The following is a 22677-nucleotide window of genomic DNA, read 5'->3' on the forward strand; positions in this document are numbered from 1 at the left end:
TTATAGTTATCCAAATTGTTACATTAATTTTACTACAAGTGTTGTATAAGCGAAAGTTGTTGGGTAGGAAAAATCATGATTCGGGACACATTATTTAAAATTGACTAGGAGGTAAGAGGATGGTCGAATTTGAATTCGGAGTATATTCATTAGGAGAACGAATACCTGATGCAAGTGGAAACAGCCCTAATGCACAATCCAGAGTCGAAGCTATTATTCAAATGGCAAAAATGGCGGATGAAGCAGGCCTCGATATATTTGGTGTTGGCGAACATCATCGTCTGGATTTTGTAACATCTTCCTATGCCATGCTGCTCGCAGCGATTGCACGCGAGACGAAGAATATTAAACTAACCAGTACCCTATCCGTTATTAGCACAGCGGATCCAGTACGTGTCTATGAAGATTTTGCAACGCTTGATTTATTATCTAACGGACGAACTGAAATTATTGTAGGACGTGGGGCATTTTTAGAATCATTCTCTCTCTTTGGAGAAAGTCTAGATGATTATGATGAATTGTTTGATGAAAAGCTGCATCTGTTTATGAAATTGCAAGAGCAGGAAGTGGTTAGCTGGCAAGGAAAGTTTCGTTCTTCTCTTCAAAATGCACAAATAGCACCTAGACCCGTTCAGAAGAAACTTCCCCTTTGGATTGGGGTGGGAGGCACACCTGCAAGTGCCATTCGTGCAGGAAGACTTGGAGTAAATATGGCACTTGCCTTGCTAAGCGGTCGTCCAGAATCCAGCAAGCCATTAGTAGACCTTTATTGGCAAGCTGCAAGAGAAGCAGGTCATGATTTAAGCAATCTAAGGGTTTCAGTGACGGGGCATTCGTATATCGCGCAAACTGGAGAACAAGCGATTACCGAATTTGTTTCGCACTATAATCAATATTTCGGATATTTTTTAAAGGAGCGTGGTCAACAATTTCGAACGACGGAAGAGGAATTGATGCCCCAGAGAGCAGCAGGACAAATATTGGCAGTCGGTAGTGCAGAAGAATTAGCAGAGAAAATCTTGTATCAGCATAAGCTATTCGGGCATTCACGCTTCATGGGACAATTTGATCTGGGGGGTCAGCCATTATCTCGGGTAGAAAAAGCAATGGATCTACTGGCGAACAAAGTAGCACCAATGGTACGCAGGGCTTTATCTAAGTAACGTATAGTAACACGAAATTGAAGAAGGAAGTGAGACGTGACGTGGAAATATTAACTTATATCTTACAAGGAATCCTTGTAATCATGTTTCTATTTGCAGGATTTGGAAAAGTTACGGGTATCAAAATGCATGTGGAAGCATTTAATCATTTAAGATTGCCCCAATGGTTTCGATTTGTAACTGGAATTGTTGAACTAGCAGGGGCAGCACTTTTAATTGCTGGATATTGGGCATCAACTTTTGCAACGGCAGGTGCACTTATATTTGCTATTACAGGTGTAGGCGGCATCTTTTCACATATTCGCGTTAAGGATTCCTTTAAAGATACAGCAATGATTATCTTCTTAACCATTCTATCGTTTGTTGTATTAATTCATTATGTTTCGTAAATGATTTCCATTCTTAAGTAAAAGAAATGTTAGTGCTAATGGGTTATGATAGGGGTATTCTTCAGCACAGTTTAACAGGTGAGAGTAAAGGCGTAAGAGCCATTTAGACCTCTCTAAATGGCTCTTTTGTGTACTTACTAATCTTAGAGATTAATAGCGTTTTACAGTGTAAGAAATTTTTATTCCCAATAAGGTATACCATTGAAAAGAAACGATTCATTCTTTACATAGCAATTAATTTCTCTATTGGCTAATTTACCAATATGGTTTGGTAACCATTCATGAGAGTCTGGTAGCCCCAGCCAAAAATTCATTGTTTCAAGTTGCCCTGCAATAAAAAAACCTTCTAATAGTTCAATATGGTTTTCTGGTAACGAATAATAATTAGAATATGATTTAAGTAACTGGTTTCTGAATGAAGGATGAATATATGAAAAAGTCCAGCCAAGATCAAATAAATAAAAGCCAAAGCCACAAGCACCAAAATCGATAGGTCTCGCTTCTTTGCCATGAAACACAAAATTACTTGGAATCAAATCCGCATGAATCATGCCCCAATTGCTGGATGTTCTCTCGATAGAGTTCATCATATTAATTACACGTTGACCTGCATTCTGAAGTAGCTCAGTATCACCTACTTTAAGCAATCCTGCATTAGACTGCTCTTTAAGCTTTTCAAGTGATTGCAATATTCGAGAGCCATCAAATGTAGGACGTTCAAATAAACTGGGGGGGTTCCAATCCGATGATTGTCTATGTAATTTACCTATCATCTCGCCTACGTATCCAGCATCATCTAATGTAGTAATGAATGGTTTCTGCTCACCTTCCACCCATTTTAGTAAAGTGCATTTTGTGCTGTTTACATCTGTAATGAATTCCCCGTGAATATTCTTAATTGGTGAAGGTAGAGTTAAATCTGTATCCAAAGTTAAGGAGTGAAGCCAAACCATTTCTGAACGAATTACTTCTTGTTTAGTCCAATAACTTTCGATGGTTTCGCTGTTTGATATATGTAAGCGGAGACTATAGCAGTTGTTTTCTAGGTCAGTTATTTTATAGATAATATTTGCACTCTGTCCAATAAAGTCAATTGATCTACATGTTATTGAGTAGTTATTTAATGCTTCCTTTGCGATACTCAAATTATTATTCAATTCCAAATCTCTCCTTGTTACAACTGTATAAAATTATGATAACACATCTATTTGTTGGAATTATGTAATGTTTAAGTATATTTGTTTTTGACTACTTCGATCTTGTTTAAAGGGTGAATATAGCCACATCTTAGATAGGCAGCACTCATCCTATTTGAAGTCAGTGACGTTGACGGTTCGCAAAGAATAAATGAGATGATATAAGCAGATATCGATCCTAGCCTAAAGACTAGGTTCAGATACTCCCTGAGACGGTTATGACAAGCGAATCAGGCGGTTATAATAGGATTCATAACTTAGAACGTGAACTTATGAATCAAAGGAAGTGTTTGATATGAAGGCAACTGAAGTGAATGCCAAAACGCCGACAGGTAAAGTGAATTGGGTGCTTTTTAATCCAAAAACCTATGCAACGATCCTCTATTTATTGCTATCTCTCCCTTTAGGAATTATCTATTTTACAGTAGCGATAACGGGGCTCGCTCTTTCAATTGCTTTGATTCCCCTATTTATCGGGATACCCTTATTTTTTGGAGTAGCCAAGCTGTTGGATGGGATTGTGAGTTTTGAACAAAGCATAATTAGACAAATTTTAGGTTTACCGGCTGCTCCTGCTTCGTATACCTACAATCCACAGTCTAATGCTGGGCAGAACTGGTTTATGCGAATGGTGAGAGGTTTTGACGGTGGGTTATTTATTCGAAATCTGCTGCTCGTAACCATGAGATTTGTAACAGGCATTGTATTCTTTGTCATTATGATAACTGTGATTTCACTAGGGCTTGGATTTATAGCCCTTCCCGTCGTGCATATCATTTTGATGAATGAAATGCAGCTTGATATTTTGGAAAATAGTTTGTTCAGTTATTTTCATATCGATTGGACCTATAATCAGCAATATATGTTTTACGTAGGCGTGGGAGTTGTACTTTTTTGGATCGCGCTTCGCGTTGTGAATGGGCTCATGCAAGTTCAGCGCAGAATCATGTTTGTAGATGAGCCCTATCAAAGAACACAGCCGGCAATGCCTTTGCAAGATCAAACACAAGCATCAGTTCAGTTGCAATATTTTGAACACCCGGTGGATCAACCCACTCCGGAGTTCATGCAGCCAGCCTATAGAGAGCTTTAAATCAATAAAAAGAAAGAGGGGCTTGTGATTAAGCACCCTCTTTCTTTTATTCTACTCCAGCAGGGGCAGTTCATTGGTATCACTTACTTGTTCCCAGCGAGTTCCGCTGTAATTGCGGAATCAAGGCAAAGCCGAAAGTGAATATCGGACTTAACCACAGGAATGCAGCGAATGGGGCATATTCAAGAACCGGAACTCCAAGGGTCGCAGCGAAAAAAGCTCCGCTGACGCCCCATGGAATCAGAGGGTTGACGAGTGTTCCGCAATCCTCCAGGGTTCGTGACAGGGTTTTGGCCGGAATTTGTCTACGGGTATACTCATCCTTAAACATTTGGCCCGGCAGCAGAATGGATAAATACTGCTCCCCTGTCATGCCGTTAACGGCGATCGATGATGCGCCCGTCATAAGAACAATGCTGCTGCGCCGTTTTAGTGGCTCAATCCATTTACGGAACAAGGCTTCGATGACTCCACAGTGCTGCAGCAATCCGCCTAATGATAAAGCAATCAGGATCAGGGACACCGACCACATCATCGATTGCAGGCCGCCTCGGTTCACGATCTCAGCTACAGTCTCATTCATGATGGTACTCTTGTAACCGCCCTGCATCACACTGAACCAGCTACCTATCGAGGTTTGCTGTTGAACAAATGCCGTTATCAAAAGTCCAGTAACAATGCCTACTATTAATGTGGGAAGGATCGGTATACGCTTTGCGGAACATGCAATGACCGCAAGGGGTGACAGCAGCGTTAACCAGTGAAGATGAAACCCCCTTTGCAATGATTCCTTGATGGACTGAATAGAGCTCAAATCAATAGACCCGGTTGTCGGGATCAGAAGAAATAATATCGTTGTGAAAATTAACGCGGGCACCGTTGTATACATCATATTACGAATATGTGTATATAAAGAGATCCCGGCTACTGCAGGTGCAAAATTCGTCGTATCGGACAGCGGAGACATTTTATCCCCAAAACAGGCGCCTGAGACAATTGCCCCCGCTGCCAGAGGAAGTGAAATTCCCGTTGTCATGGCAATTCCCATCAAGGCGACACCGACCGTGCTGACTGTGGTGAACGAGCTGCCGGTGAACATCGATACAATGATGGTGACATATAACGCGCTCACTGCAAAATAATGCGGTTCAATATAATCCAGTCCATAATACAGTATGGTCGGCACGGTTCCGCTCATCATCCAAACGGCAATTAATATTCCAATAAGCGAAAGAATCAAGATCGGCATAATCGCGGATTGTATGCCTTGAATGATAGAGGATTCAAGCTTCCTCCAGGAAAATCCGTATAAGTGTAATATGGCGGCAGTGCCGATCGTTGCGCCCAGAAGCGGGATATGAGGCTCTGCCTTGAATATAAAGATCGAAACAAACAGAAATGCAAGAATGAAAACGATAAGACTAATACTTTGTAAAAAACTAAGCCGTCGGTCCATGATGCTGGAGCTCCTTATAAATGAGGTTAGCGGTTGAAGATATGTGTCCCCATCCGCCTTTTATCGCCTTTTTACTTTTATGCTTTTGGGCTTTTTCGCATTGAAGCACGTAGGTACTATAAACGATAAGCTGAGATCGAGTCAATGTTAAAAAATACATTCCATAATGTATCCCTGAGCACTTCTGGTTGATCATAAGTGATGAGGCATGTTATAAGTGTAAAAGATGTGGAACAGTATACTTAAGAATAATGGACGAGAGTTTGATGTCGTTTCTATATAATGAAAGGATTTGAATTTGATTTGATAAATAACTTTTGGCGTGATTTACCACGACCCTTTTTTGTGCTTGCTCCAATGGAAGATGTGACCGATGTAGTGTTTCGTCATGTGGTGAGTAAAGCAGGCAGACCTGATGTTTTTTTTACAGAGTTTGCAAACACGGAGAGTTATTGTCACCCAGATGGGCACAAAAGTGTGCGTGGACGTTTGATATTTACAGAAGATGAACAGCCTATGGTTGCACATATTTGGGGAGATAAGCCCGAATATTTCCGTCAAATGAGTATCGGGATGGCAGAGATGGGGTTTAAAGGCATAGACATCAATATGGGCTGCCCTGTTCCAAATGTGGCATCGAGAGGGAAGGGCAGCGGCCTTATTCTTCGCCCTGATGTTGCCGCAGAAATTATCCAAGCAGCAAAAGCGGGAGGACTGCCTGTAAGTGTGAAAACAAGGCTTGGATTCGAGGAGGTAGACGAGTGGCGTGAGTGGCTAACGCATATATTAAAACAGGATATTGCGAACCTTTCTATTCATTTGCGAACAAGGAAAGAAATGAGCCAAGTGGATGCGCATTGGGAGCTGATTCCGGAAATTAAAGCATTACGCGATGAAGTAGCACCCAATACCCTTCTAACCATTAACGGAGATATTCCTGACCGTGAAACAGGGCTGAAGCTTGCGGAGCAATACGGTGTAGATGGCGTTATGATTGGGCGGGGAATATTCAGCAATCCGTTCGCTTTTGAAAAAGAACCCAAAGAGCATAGCCCGAAAGAATACCTGGACCTTCTAAAGCTGCATTTGGATCTTCATGATCAATATATCGAAGAGCTGCCACGTGCCATGTCAGGGCTTCAGCGTTTCTTCAAAGTATATGTCAAGGGCTTTCGCGGGGCTAGTGAATTAAGGCATCAAATGATGAGCACCAAGTCAACGGATGAAGTGCGGGCACTGCTTGATAACTTTGAAAAAGAATGTGGAGGTTCATACTGATCAGAAGGACAATGGGTGAAATATATACGGCATAGAAGGGATGGTAAAATGTCAGAAATAAAAGATGAGATCATTTTAAGAGGGCTTAAAGAAAATAATCTGAAAAATATAGATTTAAACATTCCAAAAGAAAAAATCACCGTATTTACGGGTCTGTCAGGCTCAGGCAAGAGTTCTGTTGTATTTGATACATTAGCAACGGAAAGCAGAAGACAAATGACCTTGAACTATCCCCTCTATGTCAGAAATCAAATGCCAAGGTATGAAAGACCTCAAGCCGATCTGATGCAAAACTTAAGCCCGGTTGTAGTTGTGGAACAAAGGCCTATAGGGGGCAATTCACGCTCAACCGTCGGCACCTTTATGGATATCCATCCATTGATTAGACTTTTGTTCTCAAGAATAGGAGAGCCAGCCATAGGCTCTGCTAGTGATTTTTCAAGTCAAAGCTCCTTTGGCAGATGTCCGCAATGTGGTGGATTCGGGGAGGTCATTACACCCGACATCAATAAGATGATCGATTACGATAAGTCGCTTCGAGATTATGCCGTGAAATTTAAGCCATTATCACCTTCCGGTTGGCAAGGCAGATGGATGATGACCGGCGGATTGTTCGATCCGGATAAACCCATTAAGGACTACTCCGAAGAAGAACTCCGCCTGCTATTATACGGTCCCCCGGAAGGCGAAAAAGTCTTCGCACCGTTTCACACGAAGAACGGACCTCAACCTCATGAGTGGGACGGGCTATTGCCCAGATTTATGCGGCTTTATATTAATAGAGATGTCACAAAGTTAAAAGAAGTGTCCCAAGATGACGTCTTGGCTGTATCCACACATGCATTGTGCCCAACCTGCCAAGGTTCTGGCCTGAACCCAAAGGTGTTGGAATGTAAAATAAAAGGTTTAAATATAGCAGAATACGACCAATTAGAGCTGACAGAATTACTTGAGGAACTAAAGAACATCAAGGGACCTATGGGAGCATCGATCGCACTCCAAGCGATTCCACTGATCCAACAACTAGTAGACATGGGATTAGGTTATTTGAGCCTTTCCAGAAAAATGGGCACTCTGTCCGGCGGCGAAGCGCAAAGAGTAAAAATCGCTCGACATTTAGGGAGCAGTCTGAACAATATCACATACATATTCGACGAACCGAGTGCAGGACTTCATCCAGAAGAAGTGGACATGTTAATACAGATGCTGCAAAGTCTTAAAGAACAACATAATACTGTAATCGTCATTGAGCACGATCTATCCGTAATTAAAGCAGCAGATGAAATCATAGAGATGGGACCAGGAGCAGGTGTACATGGAGGAGAAGTGATCTATCAAGGGGAATTAGAAGGACTAAAAAACTCTCCCGCTGCTACCATCCTAAATTACAGCCTAAACATAAACAAAAATCCAAGAGATATAAAAGGTCATTTTACAATAAAAAATGCAAGTCACAATAACTTAAAAAATATAAGCGTAAACATTCCTAAAAATGTCTTGGTCGCTATATGTGGAGTATCTGGATCAGGTAAAAGCTCCTTAATGCTGGAAGCATTCGCGGAAAGTTATCCAGAAACGATCATGGTAGGGCAAGGTAGTATAGGAATTTCTAGCCGTTCGACACTAGCTACCTATATGGGAATCATGGATGATATTCGCTCCATATTTTCGAAGGAAACAGGACGACCAGCCGGTTTATTCAGCTTTAATTCCTTAGGAGCATGTCCTGTCTGCGAAGGAAAAGGAGTGATCACGCCAGACGTTGCATTTGCAGATCCGGTGACGATCCCTTGTGAAGCATGTGCCGGTACGAGATATTCAGACGAGGCACTGTCATATCGATATCAAGATAAAAATATTGTAGAAATTTTAGGTTTAACGATCGATGAGGCTATGACCTACTTTCAGATGCCAAAGATCATAAAAAGAGTGAATACGCTAAGAGACGTAGGATTAGGGTATCTAACCTTAGGACAGACGACAAGCTCGCTAAGCGGAGGGGAAATCCAACGTCTGAAACTTGCCAGCCACTTGCAAAAAGAAGGCCAGATCTACCTATTGGACGAGCCATCCTTAGGACTGCACACGAAAGATAATGGAAAACTTCTAGACGTATTTCAAACGCTTGTAAACAGAGGCAATTCCGTGATCATCATCGAACATAATCTAGATTTTATAGCGGCGAGCGACTGGGTCATCGAACTGGGTCCAGGAGGAGGGAAACAAGGGGGACATATTATATTCGAAGGAATACCAGAAGAGATGTTGCATGCAAAAACATTGACAGCGAAATGGTTAAAGTTGACCTCCAACTAATTATCCTGCTTTGATGAACATGAGCTTTGCCCGCAGGTGAACAGCCATAACTTTCAACTTCCTGGGCGGATGCTTACTGATGCCCGCATATAAGATGCGATTAAGCCAGGGACAGTAGGGAGTCGTTTGTTGTGTACCTTATTCTATTCGAATTTTCATATATAAACTCGCCCAGGAAGAGAAAAGCTGTATATGTATATGAAAATTCATATATATTGGCTCATTTAACCGTAATTCGGCTTATTATACTCGAAATATCGAATACACTCTTAGGAGCGCAACAAGGTCACGCACGGTCAGCAGAATGTGATCTAGTTGGACAAGAATCAGAGGGGATGGAAATCATGTTTCCAGAGTGAATTAACAGGTCATAGGGAGGGGAGTGCAATCGCCCACGGTGCATGACCCTCTTTCTTTATTGTCTAGTTGTGGGGATAGTGCAATATTGTTCTAGCTCCAAAGCCGTGAAACGTATCATAATTCATTTAATATTAAAAAGTATCGGAGCAGTCAAAAAAATCACACTTGGAAATTACTGTTGTAACATTCAGAAATATTTGATATATATTGAGTAGGAATTAATTGGTATGTGTGACTGGCGTAAACGTGGGGTACCACGAGGGAGCACATATGATCATAAGCCGTACGCCTGGGCAAAGTATTTGGTCTGTAGACCAGATGCTTTTTTTATTTCATGATGAAAGGTCAGGTGCGTAATGATGAAAATGGCTTTTATTCTGTTTGACAAGATGACCACACTTGATTTTGTCGGTTTTTATGAAGCAGTAACATGGATGGGGATTCTGCAAACTAAAGAAAATGTGACATGGGATTTTTGTTCGAATAAGGAAGAAATTAAAGATGACCGAGGATTAACTGTAAAAGTAAATCATGTTTCCCCTGACCTATCAGGCTATGATTTGATATTTATCCCCGGAGGGTTATCTACAAGGCAACTAAGATATGATACGGATTTTATATCATGGATTCAGACTGCCCGAGATGTAGAATACAAAGTGTCCGTTTGTACGGGGGCTTTGATTCTGGGGGCGGCAGGATTTCTAAATGGCAAAAAAGCAACAACGAACCCATCTGCTTACGAGCTATTGGCCCCTTATTGCTCCGAAGTTGTTAAGGAGCGTTTTGTACGGGATGGAAACATCTTTACAGGCGGCGGAGTATCCGCTTCAATTGACCTGGGACTGTATGTCATTGAATCGCTCACAAACGAGGAAGTGGTTCGACAAGTTCAAGAGAAGATGGATTATCCGTACTATCCATCAGGTAAATTAGATTCAGACCATATTGTTTAAAGATAATTGGATATTTGGGGGAACTTAAAGGTGCATATTCGATCGTTGGAACAAAAAGACCAAACTGATGTTGAAGAAATTATGGCAGGTCATCCTCTACAGTTTCCTAAGTTCATTATTGAGAAATACCCTGCACGTTGGTCGAAATTTTTAAAATCGAAGGAAGAAACTCAGAATGATGGTTATTATGTAGCCGTTGACGGTAAAGATAAAGTTATAGGTCATGCAGGTTATATATATCATGAGGATGCAGGTCGTTTTGAAATCGTCGGAGTGGCTGTGAAGAAGGGCTATCAACGACAAGGAATCGGACAACAATTAATCCATACAATATGCAATAAAATTACGGATTTAGGCAGTAATGAGGTTATGCTTTATACTTTGGGTCATGTGGACAACGGAACAACCTTATCGTTCTATCAAAATATTGGTTTTGATATGGTTAACTACGAAAAGGATTTCTTTATTTCTGATTACCATAGAGTTACATTCGTAAAGACATTGGTTCGCTAAATATAACAAGCATTTGGGATACGAGTTCAGCACAATCCAATGGGGTTGTGCTTTTTTAAGTCTAAGCAGAAGGGTTCGGGAATTAAAATATAATCTATACTTTCCATCTTTGGTGTATAATTTTGGTAGTTTAGATATATTGGCTGGCGTCTATAGTCGGTGACTCCAGTTGCAATTGTAATTGGATAATAGAAATAGCCTATGGAAAATAGCAATTTCTCATTACACTTCAGCAATAAGCAAGAAGAGTTATCTTCTCTGCAGGGTTACAATAGAAAGAAAATAGGATAACTACTAAGCAACTTCCATGAACATGAAGTGGCGTACATAGACATGTCGGAAGCTGTTAGGATACTCGTGTTGCTTGGGATAAACTAGGATGAACCGTATGGAAGGAACGTGATTATTATTGGGACCCCAATAGGCATTGTGGACTGGGGATGAGCTGGAGTTTAAAGACTTTCAATAAAAAAAGAATACATGGAGCGGTGACGGAATGAACATAGAAGCAGTTTTTGAACAGTTTCCTAACCTGAAATCAGATGGTTTCATGTTGAAAAAGATTGAAGATGATCATTTAGACGAAGTATTTGAAATCTATGACAATGACAAGGTGTTTAATTACTGCGGCATTCTACCCAAACACAATAAAAAGACTGTAAAAAATATGATTGGCCATTTTGAGAGAGATTATAATAAAAGGTCAAGGGTGAAGTGGGGGATATTCGCCAATCCTCAACCGGATCGTTTGCTTGGAATAATTGAAGCTGCCGACTTTAATCAAAAAGTGAACATGGTGACGATTGGCTACTTTTTAGCTGAATCCCATTGGGGAAAAGGTATCGCTTCGGAAGCGGTGAAAATTTTGCTCAATTTCTTGTTCGTGGAAGTCAACGTCAACAGAGTTCAGGCAGAAGTGATGCCTCTCAATGAAAATTCTAAGAAGGTACTATTGAAAAACGGCTTCATCAAAGAAGGAATGCTTAGACAAGCTGCATTATGGGCAGGAAAGGGAATTGTCGATTTAGAAATATACAGTATTTTAAAAGAAGAATATGTGAAATGATGAAAAGAGGACTGCACAATAGGAAATCGTTCATAGTGCAGCTTATTCTATTCGAATATTGATATATAAACTCGCTCAGGAAGAGAAAATCGGTAAATATATATGAAAATTCATATTTATTCGATCACTTAGCGGTAATTAGGCTTATTATGATCGAAATATCGAATACATATCCACAAGAGCAACGAAAAATGAGCGTATCTAGCAGAATAATCTATTTTTTCTGGACGTGGACGGTGAGAACCCATGTTTTCCGAGTAGGTGGTTATAGGAAGGGGAGTACAATCGAACAGGGTGCGTGATATCCTCGCTGGAGAAGAGGGGCCTAGAACTCCAACCCCTCTTTTTGTGTCGCCTAATTTAGCTCTGTAAAGTACCTTACTTCTTCTTTATCCGCGCAGAAGCCAACCGATTCGTATAAAGCCAAGGCGGATTTATTTGTTGTTAAAACCATGAGGCTAGCGGATTGCAACTGATTAGCTTTGAGATATTTCAGAGCTTGTGTAAGTAAATACTTGGCAATGCCGCGTTTTCTCCATGGTTCGCGGACAAAAACATCCTCTATTACACCGTGCTCTGCTTCTTGCCATGTCATCAGTCCGCCAATAATAGTGTCTGATTGACATATGATCATGGACGTCCATAGCTTGTTATTTTTGTTTTCAGATAGCCGATTAAGACCTATTGGGGTGTCAGGCCAAATTTCAGCATCTATATCAAGGTAATCCTTTTCTTCGTCAGATGTCTCCATCTTCCAGTATGAGAATTGAAACTCTTCTTGTGGCTTTAACTCAGGAATCGGTTCATTCAAATCTCGATTCATACGATACAAACTATTCAGATGAAGGTATCCTTTTTGAATAAAAAACTGATTGTTTGCTGTTTCCGCTGAATCGTTACCAACACAAAGCATTGTTCCATATTCTTTAGGCAATGTTTCCTTTAATTGATTTGCTCTTATGAAAAGATACTGATAGACATTGTCGAGTAAAACAATGTCATTTTCTCTTTCGGGAATAGTTTTAAGATTGACGTATATGGAGTGATTGTTCTCTTTTGAACGACCGGGAGGTACAACGTTAATAATGCTAACTTGCCCCTTGGCAACCATTTTCCCATCTTCAAATGCACAGTAAACATTTCCCCAATTATCTTCGTCCCCTATCCACCAAAATATTGCATTTTCTTTTACTATTACTGATTGGTACAACTCGCCAAGCAAAGGCATGTCTCTATTTTCGAAGTTACGAATGAAAGTTTCTGTTGATGATTGGCTCAAAATAATACCCCTCTCAGAGTAGGGGGACTTCGCAGTTTAATGGGCTAGATATGCGAGTTCCCCTTGGATTTTATTACCATCCACGGTAACATACCTTCAATAACTATCAAAGATAATTTATAACTATAATTATTTTCTCCATCTGTATGTAATATTGTTCAAACGCAGTTGCATTGTTTCAAAGGCTGGGAGAAGAAGACATTAGGGGGACTGTTCTCTGCAATGCAAGAAGCTTTTGATATCGAATCCGAGGTGAAAATGGCGCTAGATTTATTCCTAGTAATGAGAAACAAGCTGGTGCATGGGATTACTTCTTATTTCTAAGCTTATAGTGGGATTGGGATTGAACTCAAAGAACCGAATCGTAATCAAGTATAATAGCAATGCCGCCCTATATGGGGCGGCTTTTTTTGCGTTATAGAGTTACTACAGGGGTTCCCCATAATAACCTACCTCCCTACACACCCAAAAATATGTAAAAAAAGCAAGGATAAACCTTTAATTTCGTAATAGTTATGTATACGCTTACATTCTATAATTTACTAGTCAGGAGGTGATAGAAAGAAGTTTAGCAGAATATTGGGCACAGTTAAGTTATGTGCAGCAAGGAAAAACAACGGACAAGTAGTGTGTAGGTAAGTAGTGACAAAAAATATATTGGGAGGTAGGTATGATGTTTAAGTTCAAGAAGAAAGTATTGACGGCAGTTCTTGCGGCTTCCATGAGTTTCGGGATGTTTGCAGCAATTTCAAATGCAGCGACGGACTATTGGCAAAATTGGACCGATGGCGGCGGAACAGTAAATGCGGTCAATGGATCCGGCGGTAATTACAGTGTGACATGGTCGAACACCGGGAATTTTGTTGTCGGCAAAGGCTGGAATACGGGGTCAGCAAATAGGGTAATCAACTACAATGCCGGTGTCTGGGCGCCGTCTGGCAATGGCTACTTGACGTTGTATGGATGGACAAGAAACTCGCTTATCGAATACTACGTTGTGGATAGTTGGGGGACTTATCGACCTACCGGAACGTATAAAGGTACCGTGACTAGCGATGGAGGCACATATGACGTATACACGTCTATGCGATACAACGCACCTTCCATCGATGGCACGCAAACCTTCCAGCAGTTCTGGAGTGTAAGACAGTCGAAGAGACCGACTGGAAGCAACGTTGCTATCACGTTTAGCAACCATGTTAACGCATGGAAGAAATACGGAATGAATCTGGGAAGCAACTGGTCTTACCAGGTGCTAGCGACAGAAGGCTATCAAAGCAGCGGAAGCTCTAACGTAACGGTGTGGTAATAGCAGTGTGGTAACAAATCAAAAACTAGTAAGCGCCAAACTTCCAGAATATTGAGAAAGTCTTCTTATCATTGAATAATGCTAAGGCCCGCCGGTCACACCAACCGGCGGCCTTATATATTTCCAATACAGGATACTTACCTATGTACTGCTGAAATATGATCTTTCAAGAATTAACATACGTACTCTGAAGGAGATATATCCATGAGAAAATTATTAATATTACTATTAATGGCCAATATATTTGTTGTCAGCGCTTGTTCGCAGGAAAAGCCTGTACAAAGCGCAATGCCTGTAAAGAACGAAAACCTTGTGTTCGTCCAGGGTGGGACGATGATGAACAAAAACTCTAACTATTACGGAAAAAGTGTAACTATATCGAACTTTTATATCGGTAAATATGAGGTAACTCAAAAAGAGTGGATGGAGGTTATGGGAAGCAATCCCTCGGGATTCCGAGGCGATGATTTGCCGGTAGAGACGATAAGCTGGTATGACGCTGTCGAGTACTGTAATCAACGCAGTATCAAAGAAGGCTTAAAGCCGTACTACAATATAAACAAAAATAAGAAAGATCGGAATAATGAGAGCGAGCACGATAATTTAAAATGGACAGTAACGATTAATGAGGGAGCTAATGGATACCGATTGCCGACCGAAGCCGAGTGGGAATACGCTGCAAGTGGCGGCCAGGAGAGCAAGGGCTACACCTACAGCGGAAACAATGACGCAGATGAGGTTGCATGGTATTGGAGGAATGCTGGGGAGAAATACTTATCCGGAGATTGGAACTGGCCTAAAATCGAAAGCAACCGTAATACAACAAAATCCGTCGGTGCCCAGAAACCTAACGAGCTAGGACTTTACGATATGTCAGGTAATGTAAGAGAATGGTGCTGGGACTGGTATGGGGAAGACTTGGATAGTAGTATAAGCGGCGGTGCTTTCCGGGTCGTGAAGGGCGGCGGTTGGATTGGCGACGTCAGGAACAACGAGATATCTTTTCGAGGCAAGTTTGAGGCCAATGGCTTTGGCCCGGATCAAGGTTTCCGCGTAGTTCGCAGCGAGTAAGTGAGAAGAACATATGTTGATATCGGTAAAATAATAAAGACGCTCGGCGGTCGGATCTGAGCGTCTTTAGATTTTATTCGGAAATATTATAGAACATACCCTTAAAACTAGCTAAAAAAATACCCCTAAAACTCATTAAAATCAACTATAAACTCCTCCATAATAAGAACTAAGGGTTCGCACAAACTGTTATAATCATCGTCTTGATTTAAATAAGGAGATGAATGGATGAAAGAGTGGATTAAATTATTTGAAATGGAAAAACAAAAGTTAAATCAACTAGGGAACGAATCTTTGGCGGATGGAATTCCGCTGCACGAAAACGATGCGCTGCAAGATCAAAGCCGAAGAGTGGATGAGCTGATTGTCAAGATGCACAAAAGGGCTGGATTTAAACGGCGTTCAAGATAAGCTCAAATATTTAGAGGGGGTTAATCAACGGTGGATTTGCCGTCATGGTTTCAAAATGCGATTCAGGAAAAGCTGGAGCAGGTTATGACTCAAATTGAACGTCATCCTGAGCTGTGCAAGCTACGTTCCGAGGAAAGATCGGCCCTTGAGGCTATGTTTTCTGGTGTGGATCGAACGAAGATTCCGGGGTTTATGAATTGGGAAGACAAGCATCACTTCAAACGGGGAGTAGAAAATGAGCACTTATATATACAGGGGCTGAGAGACGGAGTACAGCTTGCTTTTGCATTGTTAGACGATCCTATTTCCGCTACCGACAAACCGAAGACAATGCTAGGAGGGTAACATCCGATACAGAGAGCAAACTGTGCGGACATATAATGAAATTTAGGGAGCGCCTTTAACTTGGCGTTCTTTTTTATATACTTTTTCATTGAAAAACAATCAATGTATTATCCACTTTATGTTTTGACATTAAAACTGTCTGAGAAGGTAGGGGGAAGGGTAATGTTATTTATCGTTACGGATAGGCATATTATAAAAGACATGGACTCCGCCGGATTGGCGAGGCCTTAGCTGCGGAGTCATAGGCAAATTTGTGAAATTTTTTCAAACCTGATCGAATATAGATGGAATGGACAAGCTAATAATAACGATGTGCCATTAATCGCGTTGAAAATGCAAAGCATATAGGAAGGGCTCAGAAGCAGAGCAAGGAGGGACTTGAGATGAAATATATAATTGCTATTGCCGGATTGCTGGCCGTATTCGCAATGACCTATTTTGCGAGTAATGACCGGAGCCGTATCCGCTATCGGCCGCTGGCGCAAATGATTATTTTACAGATTGTCCTGGCGTTTTTATTGTTGAACACGACGCTGGGCGAGACATTGATCCGGGGATTTACTTCTGTGTTCGAAGCGCTGCTGGCCTACGCGGCAGAAGGGGTTAATTTTGTATTTGGCGGAATCATGAATGAGGGCACGACCTCGCAGTTTTTTCTGATGGTTCTGATGCCGATTGTGGTTATTTCAGCGTTGATAGGCATTTTGCAATATCTGAGGATCTTACCGTTTATCATTAGATATATCGGACTTGCGCTTAGCTACGTGAACGGCATGGGCAAGCTGGAATCGTATAATGCGGTTGCTTCCGCGATTTTGGGGCAATCTGAAGTATTTATTTCTGTGAAGAAGCAGATTGGGATGTTGCCGGAGCGTCGTCTGTATACGCTGTGCGCTTCCGCTATGTCGACGGTCTCCATGTCCATAGTTGGGGCGTACATGACGATGATCGAGCCGAGATATGTCGTCACGGCGCTTGTATTGAACCTGTTTGGCGGTTTTATTATCGCATCGATTCTGAATCCGTATAGGGTATCGAAGGAAGAGGACATTCTTGAGGTTCAGAAAGAGCGTAAGCAATCCTTCTTCGAGATGTTGGGCGAATATATTATGGACGGGTTCAGGGTGGCGATTACGGTCGCCGCGATGCTAATCGGCTTTGTCGCCCTAATTGCCTTAATTAACGGCTTGTTCGGGAGTTTGTTCGGTATTACGTTCCAGCAAATTTTGGGTTATATTTTTTCACCGTTCGCATTCCTTATGGGTGTGCCTTGGAAGGAAGCCGTCGAAGCCGGCAACATCATGGCAACGAAAATGGTGGCCAATGAATTCGTGGCGATGCTTGATCTGTCGACCATGACGAAGGAAGGTGCATTATCTGCACGAACGATTGGTATCGTATCCGTCTTCTTGGTCTCGTTCGCGAACTTTTCGTCGATCGGCATCATTTCCGGGGCTGTGAAGGGGCTGCATGAAGAGCAGGGGAATACAGTCGCCCGCTTCGGCATTCGCTTGCTGTACGGGGCCACGTTGGTCAGCGTGCTATCGGCCACGATTGCGGGTCTGTTCTTGTAAGGAATCGTAACTTTTAGGTAGAACTCGAACGACGAATCATGCTGCTTCATCGGCCTGATCGAAATTGCATTCCCGCTTCTTACTTCAGAGGAAAGACGATTCGTTCAATTGCAATCTCAAGATCATCTGGCTTCTCTGTCGCCATAGGTCGCTTGGGATTATCCCGCACGCTTTTTACTTATTCCAAAAAGAGATGCCATTGTGCATCTTTTTTGGTGCGCAGAAATTAATGTAGGATAAAGCCTAGCCTCTATTGTAGAGGGCTTGGGCTTCACCCCATTTACACAAAGGGAAGAATGCCTCTCCAACAATTCTACTCGAATATTCATATATAAACTCGCTCAAGAAGAGAAAATCTGTAAATATATATGAAAATTCATATTTATTTTACCGTCTAGCGGTAAATCGGCTTATTATATTCGAAATATCGAATACATATTAAGAATAGCAATGAGAACAAAGCAGAGTCAGCAGAATGATCTATATGGACGTGAACGAGGGCTTGGAAGACGTGTAATACTTGTTGAAAATTCTTCTTTCATGTTGAGTGATTGCATATCGTTATCAGTTCTCGAACCTGCATATGCGTCGTAAATAACTTGCTTAACAAGAGGTGCTGTTAGGCACCATAATAAAGAAGCACTGCAACCATTAGGTTGTGGCGCCTTTTGCATACATTACGGGGCGAAACCTCTAATTTAATTTTTACACTATGTTCTTACGTCAACTACAGCGCTTAAAAGTTCCTAGCCACGACTAAAAGTAGATATTTTCACCGAATAGTAGTATTCTTTACGTTTTTGGAGATCGATTAGGTAGCCAAGGCGAGCTCCGAGGCCAGATCGCGCGCAGTATGACAAAGTGGATAAGACCCTTTAGTTCTAACGGTTGCCATCGCCGTTAATTCGCGGCTTATTTGTTTTTTTGAAATTCTAACGATTGTATATGCGGCTATTCTAACGTTTTGAGTATGTTGCGACGAATTCGGCATAAATAACGTGGATTACAACCGTTAGAACATCGAAGTGCTCATTTTCAACTGATTAACCGTTGTGGCAACCGTTAGAAAAGAAAATACGATATATAAAAAACACCCTCGCACTGAATGAGCAGGTAGGTCATTCCTGTTATTCAACGGAAGGTGTTTACATTGATTGCTCTGATTGCTCTAAATTATACAACTATGCTGGAACTAAATCGTAGGCCAACTTCATGATAATATCTTGATGCTGCGGGTATTTAGACAAAAGTTCATCCTGTGTAAACAATTCAAAATCCTGAAATTCAAAACCAGGCGAAACCATGCATCCAACCAGAGAGAAGGTATCTTCATCCTTGACCGATGAACCAAAGATCGAGTTTTTTGGAACGAGTACTTGAGGGACTTCCCCATTCTCTAAGTCTATTCCTAATTTATACTCCTTATATACTCCATCTTCATCAATAACATGTACGGTTAAAGGACTTCCAGCGTGATAATACCATAATTCATCGGATTTCAAACGATGGAAATGAGAAATGTCATCTGAGCCTAATAAAAAGTAGATGCTCGTATAAAGCTTTCTTTTCCCTTCAAATTCGACGGATAATTCTTGATCTGAAGTTTGTTCTTCGGATTCAAATGTTCTTTTATAATACCCACCCTCTGGATGAGGAAGCAGCCCAAGTTTGGATATATAATATTCTGCACTATATTTGTTCATCTATATTGCCTCCAATGATTCGAAATTCTCAGCCTAACAAAAGGCATAATAATCATTGTAACAGTTAACCACCGCTTGTCACTCATTTCTTTCACAGATCCTGACAGTGAAGCTCGTTATTGATCCACCGTGACATTGATAAAATTTATGAACAACAAGCAATACAATATTATATAGCATATCGACATTTATAGCTCCAAAAATCGATTCCCATGATATAATAATACGATTTAAAAAAAGTATTAAATGTATTTAGAAGGCAGCCTTCGAGTAACTTAAAAGCATTCTAGCGAAGGGTTTTTATATCGTTTATACTGATAAGATCAATTTACTTCTTAGGGAGTTGTCTAACAACTATGATAAAGAAAGAAATCATGCATATACGCAAGCAATTTAAGCTGGATCACGATTTGCTGAACATTTACGACATTCTCAATGTGTATATTATGAAGGAAAGCAACGAAATCTATCATTGGGAGCGGCAGGCGTTTGCCTTACTGGACAGAGAGAAGCAAGAGCTGTATATGGGTAATTTCAAGAAACTGCTGACGGGTGAATTGGATCAAAAGTTGTTCGAGTTGAAGTTTCAGGAGGAAGAAGCGGAGGAGCCGACGCGGGTGCTGCTTCACCAGGCTTTGGTGACTGGTGATCCGGAGGAATGGCAGGACCTGCTGCTGCTGTTGGTGGACAAAATGCTAGTGGATGTCAAATATGAACGGGATACGGTGGTCACGTTCGTTCGCGGACAATACTATCAGCCAACCAAGGGCAGAAATGAAGAGACCGAGGAGAGCGAGAAAAATGAAGTGTTCGCGCATCCGTTCATTCTGTGCAGCGTGAATTCCACGGAGCAGCAGCGGAAAACTCTTTTGTTTGATTATGTAGAAAGAGAATTTAAATACAACGTCAATGTAGACCCGATCATCAAGCTCGGTTCGCCGGAGCAAGGGTTCTTCTATCCCAGTGTGACGGACAACTATTCCGATGTAAACCGCATACTGTATTGTACGGGGAAAGCGAATGAACCGAATCCTCATTTCATCGAACAGGTCTTGAATGCCGAAAGATCCGTGACGGCACGGGAAGAGAGAGCCATCTTCGAAGATATCGTGAAGGAAGTGGCGGGTGAACAACTGGACGCGACTACCCTTGCAAATGTGTATGAGGAAATTCATCGAGTGATTGAAACCAACGAGGAGGAGGAAGAGCCTCCGAAGCTGGATTATAAAGATGTGGAGCAAGTGCTAACGGTAAGTGGTGTAGAGAACGTGACGACTGAAAAAGTGGAACGGGCGTTTGAAACGATCGTCGATGATAGGAACTATGAACTGAAGGCGAGCAGCGTTATGCCGAAATTTACGTCAAAGTCCATTAAGATCGATACTAAGGTTGCCACAATTTCGGTTAGCCCGCAGGATTTAAAGTATGTGAAGCAGGTGAATTATCAAGGAAGACGATGTATCCTGATTGAGGTTGACGAAGATGCCGTCATCGAAGGATTTACGCTCAGTACAGAGACGATATAGAATCGTTTGACAGTTTGCAGGCGCATGAATCAACGAATGACAAAATGGGCCGATAATCGCTTGATATAAGGTGTTAATACCATTTTAAAGAGGGCCGTCTCCTAGTCATACGTCGATGACTGTGGGGATGGCCCTTTGTGGTGAAGTGTCCAAATGTTTCTAAAGCACATTCTTGATAAAACAAATGTCGGGGCTTTTCCTAACTTGGCTGGTAAACTAAAATATCGGATAATCGCAAACGATGCCGCCCCCAAGAATGCAGCTAAGGGTGGCATAATGTATTGATGATTTATACATTGGAATAGGGCATTCTACTATCCATTGAGAGCTGCAGGAACGTTGCCCGACGGTCGTCAGGGTCTGGCGCGCGGACGATCAGTTCCGATTCTCCACGTTCAGTCTTCGGAGCCCGGGAGCCAGCGCTTCGTGTGAGGCGCCGAAGCGTAGGAGTTCCTTATTTCTATTTGATGATAAACATCAAGGATGACGGGCACAGACGGGGGGTCCGGAGACAACTGGAACACGGCAGGCTATTCGCTCCACCAGGAATTTGACGAGTTGGAGAAGGCCGGTATCCTGCCGCTTCATGTTCTTCAGATGACAACCCTGCAAAATTTTATGATATGGAATTTTCAATAGCTTTGTGTTGTTCATTGTTTTCAAATGCCACAGTAAGACGTGGTAAAGGTATACCTAACTTTTTTGCTTCTCTCACAACTTCAAGTACCGCAAAACCTGCTTTACTATTGTTGTATTCGATGAAAAGTCGTGGTAAGCTGTCCTTTGCAAAAATAACCTTGTTAAAAAGCGTGCCGAGAAGTGCCGGTGGAATCTTGGTCAACAGTAGAGAAATCGCATCGATCTTTGCGCCTCTTGCTTTAAGTACAGGGATCATTTCCCTCATATTCTTACCGACATTTGCGAATGAGTCACTATGATTCATGAGTGCTGGAAAGCTTCCCCGTTTTAAAACCTCGGCCTCCATAGCCGCATTCACGGCAAAGTGATTCCATAGCCAGTTTTGCATATCCTTTATCCAACTAATTTTAAAATGGGCACTTTCAAATAGTTCTTTGACCTTGTTGTTAATCTGTTCCGTGCCTACCCGTGGTTTTTCCAGAAATACCATTTTCAAAAAGCCGCCCCTAAGCTTATTGTCCGCGATGCCGCCCCCTGCTCCTGGGAACCCAAAGACAACATTGTTCATAGACAATGGCGAGATCGATGATTTTAAATCTTGCCAAACATTATTGAATATTAGGATAGGGGTGTTTCCAGCGGCAGTCGATAGTAGTTCTGCTGCTTTGGGAAGTTGCTCCGTGTTGACACTCGCAATAATGAGATCGTAATTTGGGCTTATCTCCTCATGCAGTTTGACGTTCCAGCTTTCTTTTATTAGCTGTTTCCCTTTTCGCGCGTCCCACAGTTCAAGCTCTATATGGCTTCCGAAGGTTTCTTTTCTCCCTTTTCTAACGTAAAACTCAACTGTATGCCCTGCCTTTTTAAAAGCCCAAGCATATTGGGTCGATATTACACCTCTGCCGAAGAATAAAATTCTCATATTAGCCTCCTAAGAATAGAAATTAATCCTTGTTGATGATCAAACAACGTGTTGTATAATGTTATAGTATAGATTCACTATACGGTCATCAACCATCAGATTTTTAATATCTGTC

Annotated in this window: 19 protein-coding genes and 1 riboswitch; of the genes, 14 read left to right on the forward strand and 5 right to left on the reverse strand. The window is 41.6% G+C overall.

Translation table 11 applies throughout. From position 1 onward, the window contains the following. The first annotated feature begins 119 nt into the window (after positions 1-119). Together ACYUJT_RS18835 and ACYUJT_RS18840 are read left to right on the forward strand one after the other, a co-directional pair. Positions 120-1163, forward strand: coding sequence for an LLM class flavin-dependent oxidoreductase (locus ACYUJT_RS18835; RefSeq protein ID WP_460325078.1), 1044 nt, complete (start codon positions 120-122; stop codon positions 1161-1163). 17 nt (positions 1164-1180) lie between these two features. Further along, entirely contained in the window at positions 1181-1552 is a 372-nt protein-coding gene (locus ACYUJT_RS18840; RefSeq protein ID WP_460325080.1) for a DoxX family protein, read from the forward strand. Between the two features lie 179 nt (positions 1553-1731). On the opposite strand, the gene ACYUJT_RS18845 is transcribed toward ACYUJT_RS18840, so the two are convergent. Further along, positions 1732-2709, reverse strand: coding sequence for a phosphotransferase enzyme family protein (locus ACYUJT_RS18845; RefSeq protein ID WP_460325082.1), 978 nt, complete (start codon positions 2707-2709; stop codon positions 1732-1734). 334 nt (positions 2710-3043) lie between these two features. Between ACYUJT_RS18845 and ACYUJT_RS18850 the strand changes: the two genes are divergently transcribed. Further along, positions 3044-3841, forward strand: a complete 798-nt coding sequence (locus ACYUJT_RS18850) for a sensor domain-containing protein (RefSeq protein WP_460325084.1) — start codon at positions 3044-3046, stop codon at positions 3839-3841. Between the two features lie 79 nt (positions 3842-3920). On the opposite strand, the gene nhaC is transcribed toward ACYUJT_RS18850, so the two are convergent. Next, a complete protein-coding gene (nhaC, locus tag ACYUJT_RS18855) occupies positions 3921-5297 on the reverse strand; it encodes a Na+/H+ antiporter NhaC (RefSeq protein WP_460325086.1) in 1377 nt (458 codons plus the stop codon). Positions 5298-5579: 282 nt separating this feature from the next. Here nhaC and ACYUJT_RS18860 point away from each other — a divergent pair, with 282 nt between their 5' ends. The 5 genes from ACYUJT_RS18860 to ACYUJT_RS18880 all read left to right on the forward strand — a co-directional run bounded on the left by ACYUJT_RS18860 (position 5580) and on the right by ACYUJT_RS18880 (position 11783). Further along, positions 5580-6575, forward strand: coding sequence for a tRNA dihydrouridine synthase (locus ACYUJT_RS18860; protein WP_460325088.1), 996 nt, complete (start codon positions 5580-5582; stop codon positions 6573-6575). Positions 6576-6623: 48 nt separating this feature from the next. Next, positions 6624-8891, forward strand: a complete 2268-nt coding sequence (locus tag ACYUJT_RS18865; RefSeq protein ID WP_460325090.1) for an ATP-binding cassette domain-containing protein — start codon at positions 6624-6626, stop codon at positions 8889-8891. Between the two features lie 581 nt (positions 8892-9472). Continuing rightward, positions 9473-9553, forward strand: a riboswitch (ZMP/ZTP riboswitch). 57 nt (positions 9554-9610) lie between these two features. Further along, positions 9611-10204, forward strand: a complete 594-nt coding sequence (locus ACYUJT_RS18870) for a DJ-1/PfpI family protein (RefSeq protein ID WP_460325092.1) — start codon at positions 9611-9613, stop codon at positions 10202-10204. A 45-nt stretch (positions 10205-10249) separates the two neighbouring features. Continuing rightward, positions 10250-10717, forward strand: a complete 468-nt coding sequence (locus tag ACYUJT_RS18875; protein WP_460325095.1) for a GNAT family N-acetyltransferase — start codon at positions 10250-10252, stop codon at positions 10715-10717. Positions 10718-11213: 496 nt separating this feature from the next. Further along, on the forward strand, positions 11214-11783 hold the full coding sequence (locus ACYUJT_RS18880; protein WP_460325097.1) for a GNAT family N-acetyltransferase: 570 nt from the start codon (positions 11214-11216) through the stop codon (positions 11781-11783). A 355-nt stretch (positions 11784-12138) separates the two neighbouring features. On the opposite strand, the gene ACYUJT_RS18885 is transcribed toward ACYUJT_RS18880, so the two are convergent. After that, positions 12139-13062: a GNAT family N-acetyltransferase gene (locus ACYUJT_RS18885; RefSeq protein ID WP_460325099.1), complete on the reverse strand. Its 924-nt coding sequence runs from the start codon at positions 13060-13062 to the stop codon at positions 12139-12141. Between the two features lie 673 nt (positions 13063-13735). On the opposite strand from ACYUJT_RS18885, the gene ACYUJT_RS18890 reads away from it, so the two are divergent. From ACYUJT_RS18890 to ACYUJT_RS18910, 5 genes are all read left to right on the forward strand, one after another. Next, the gene (locus tag ACYUJT_RS18890; protein ID WP_460325101.1) at positions 13736-14371 is read left to right on the forward strand and encodes a glycoside hydrolase family 11 protein; all 636 of its coding nucleotides are present in this window, start codon (positions 13736-13738) and stop codon (positions 14369-14371) included. 204 nt (positions 14372-14575) lie between these two features. Continuing rightward, positions 14576-15442, forward strand: a complete 867-nt coding sequence (locus ACYUJT_RS18895) for a formylglycine-generating enzyme family protein (protein WP_460325103.1) — start codon at positions 14576-14578, stop codon at positions 15440-15442. Between the two features lie 228 nt (positions 15443-15670). Beyond that, positions 15671-15853 carry an aspartyl-phosphate phosphatase Spo0E family protein gene (locus tag ACYUJT_RS18900; protein WP_460325105.1) on the forward strand — a complete coding sequence of 61 codons (183 nt, stop codon included), beginning with the start codon at positions 15671-15673 and terminating at the stop codon, positions 15851-15853. Between the two features lie 30 nt (positions 15854-15883). After that, positions 15884-16198: a hypothetical protein gene (locus tag ACYUJT_RS18905; protein ID WP_460325107.1), complete on the forward strand. Its 315-nt coding sequence runs from the start codon at positions 15884-15886 to the stop codon at positions 16196-16198. 383 nt (positions 16199-16581) lie between these two features. Then, positions 16582-17772: a NupC/NupG family nucleoside CNT transporter gene (locus ACYUJT_RS18910; protein WP_460325109.1), complete on the forward strand. Its 1191-nt coding sequence runs from the start codon at positions 16582-16584 to the stop codon at positions 17770-17772. Between the two features lie 1181 nt (positions 17773-18953). Here the strand turns inward: ACYUJT_RS18910 and ACYUJT_RS18915 are convergent. Further along, on the reverse strand, positions 18954-19475 hold the full coding sequence (locus ACYUJT_RS18915) for a cupin domain-containing protein (RefSeq protein WP_460325111.1): 522 nt from the start codon (positions 19473-19475) through the stop codon (positions 18954-18956). A 356-nt stretch (positions 19476-19831) separates the two neighbouring features. Between ACYUJT_RS18915 and ACYUJT_RS18920 the strand changes: the two genes are divergently transcribed. After that, positions 19832-21001, forward strand: a complete 1170-nt coding sequence (locus ACYUJT_RS18920; RefSeq protein WP_460325113.1) for a DUF4317 domain-containing protein — start codon at positions 19832-19834, stop codon at positions 20999-21001. 616 nt (positions 21002-21617) lie between these two features. Here the strand turns inward: ACYUJT_RS18920 and ACYUJT_RS18925 are convergent. Then, positions 21618-22562: a ketopantoate reductase family protein gene (locus ACYUJT_RS18925; RefSeq protein ID WP_460325115.1), complete on the reverse strand. Its 945-nt coding sequence runs from the start codon at positions 22560-22562 to the stop codon at positions 21618-21620. Between the last annotated feature and the right edge of the window lie 115 nt (positions 22563-22677).

This window comes from Paenibacillus sp. YSY-4.3 (assembly GCF_054767475.1).

Bases quoted from the DNA above. Each gene is read 5' to 3' on its own strand.
- ACYUJT_RS18920 (WP_460325113.1), top strand. From the start codon at position 19,832: ATGATAAAGAAAGAAATCATGCATATACGCAAGCAATTTAAGCTGGAT.
- ACYUJT_RS18880 (WP_460325097.1), top strand. From the start codon at position 11,214: ATGAACATAGAAGCAGTTTTTGAACAGTTTCCTAACCTGAAATCAGAT.
- ACYUJT_RS18915 (WP_460325111.1), bottom strand. From the start codon at position 19,475: ATGAACAAATATAGTGCAGAATATTATATATCCAAACTTGGGCTGCTT.
- ACYUJT_RS18900 (WP_460325105.1), top strand. From the start codon at position 15,671: ATGAAAGAGTGGATTAAATTATTTGAAATGGAAAAACAAAAGTTAAAT.
- ACYUJT_RS18850 (WP_460325084.1), top strand. From the start codon at position 3,044: ATGAAGGCAACTGAAGTGAATGCCAAAACGCCGACAGGTAAAGTGAAT.
- ACYUJT_RS18890 (WP_460325101.1), top strand. From the start codon at position 13,736: ATGTTTAAGTTCAAGAAGAAAGTATTGACGGCAGTTCTTGCGGCTTCC.
- ACYUJT_RS18895 (WP_460325103.1), top strand. From the start codon at position 14,576: ATGAGAAAATTATTAATATTACTATTAATGGCCAATATATTTGTTGTC.
- ACYUJT_RS18925 (WP_460325115.1), bottom strand. From the start codon at position 22,562: ATGAGAATTTTATTCTTCGGCAGAGGTGTAATATCGACCCAATATGCT.
- nhaC (WP_460325086.1), bottom strand. From the start codon at position 5,297: ATGGACCGACGGCTTAGTTTTTTACAAAGTATTAGTCTTATCGTTTTC.
- ACYUJT_RS18860 (WP_460325088.1), top strand. From the start codon at position 5,580: ATGAAAGGATTTGAATTTGATTTGATAAATAACTTTTGGCGTGATTTA.
- ACYUJT_RS18835 (WP_460325078.1), top strand. From the start codon at position 120: ATGGTCGAATTTGAATTCGGAGTATATTCATTAGGAGAACGAATACCT.
- ACYUJT_RS18865 (WP_460325090.1), top strand. From the start codon at position 6,624: ATGTCAGAAATAAAAGATGAGATCATTTTAAGAGGGCTTAAAGAAAAT.
- ACYUJT_RS18870 (WP_460325092.1), top strand. From the start codon at position 9,611: ATGAAAATGGCTTTTATTCTGTTTGACAAGATGACCACACTTGATTTT.
- ACYUJT_RS18910 (WP_460325109.1), top strand. From the start codon at position 16,582: ATGAAATATATAATTGCTATTGCCGGATTGCTGGCCGTATTCGCAATG.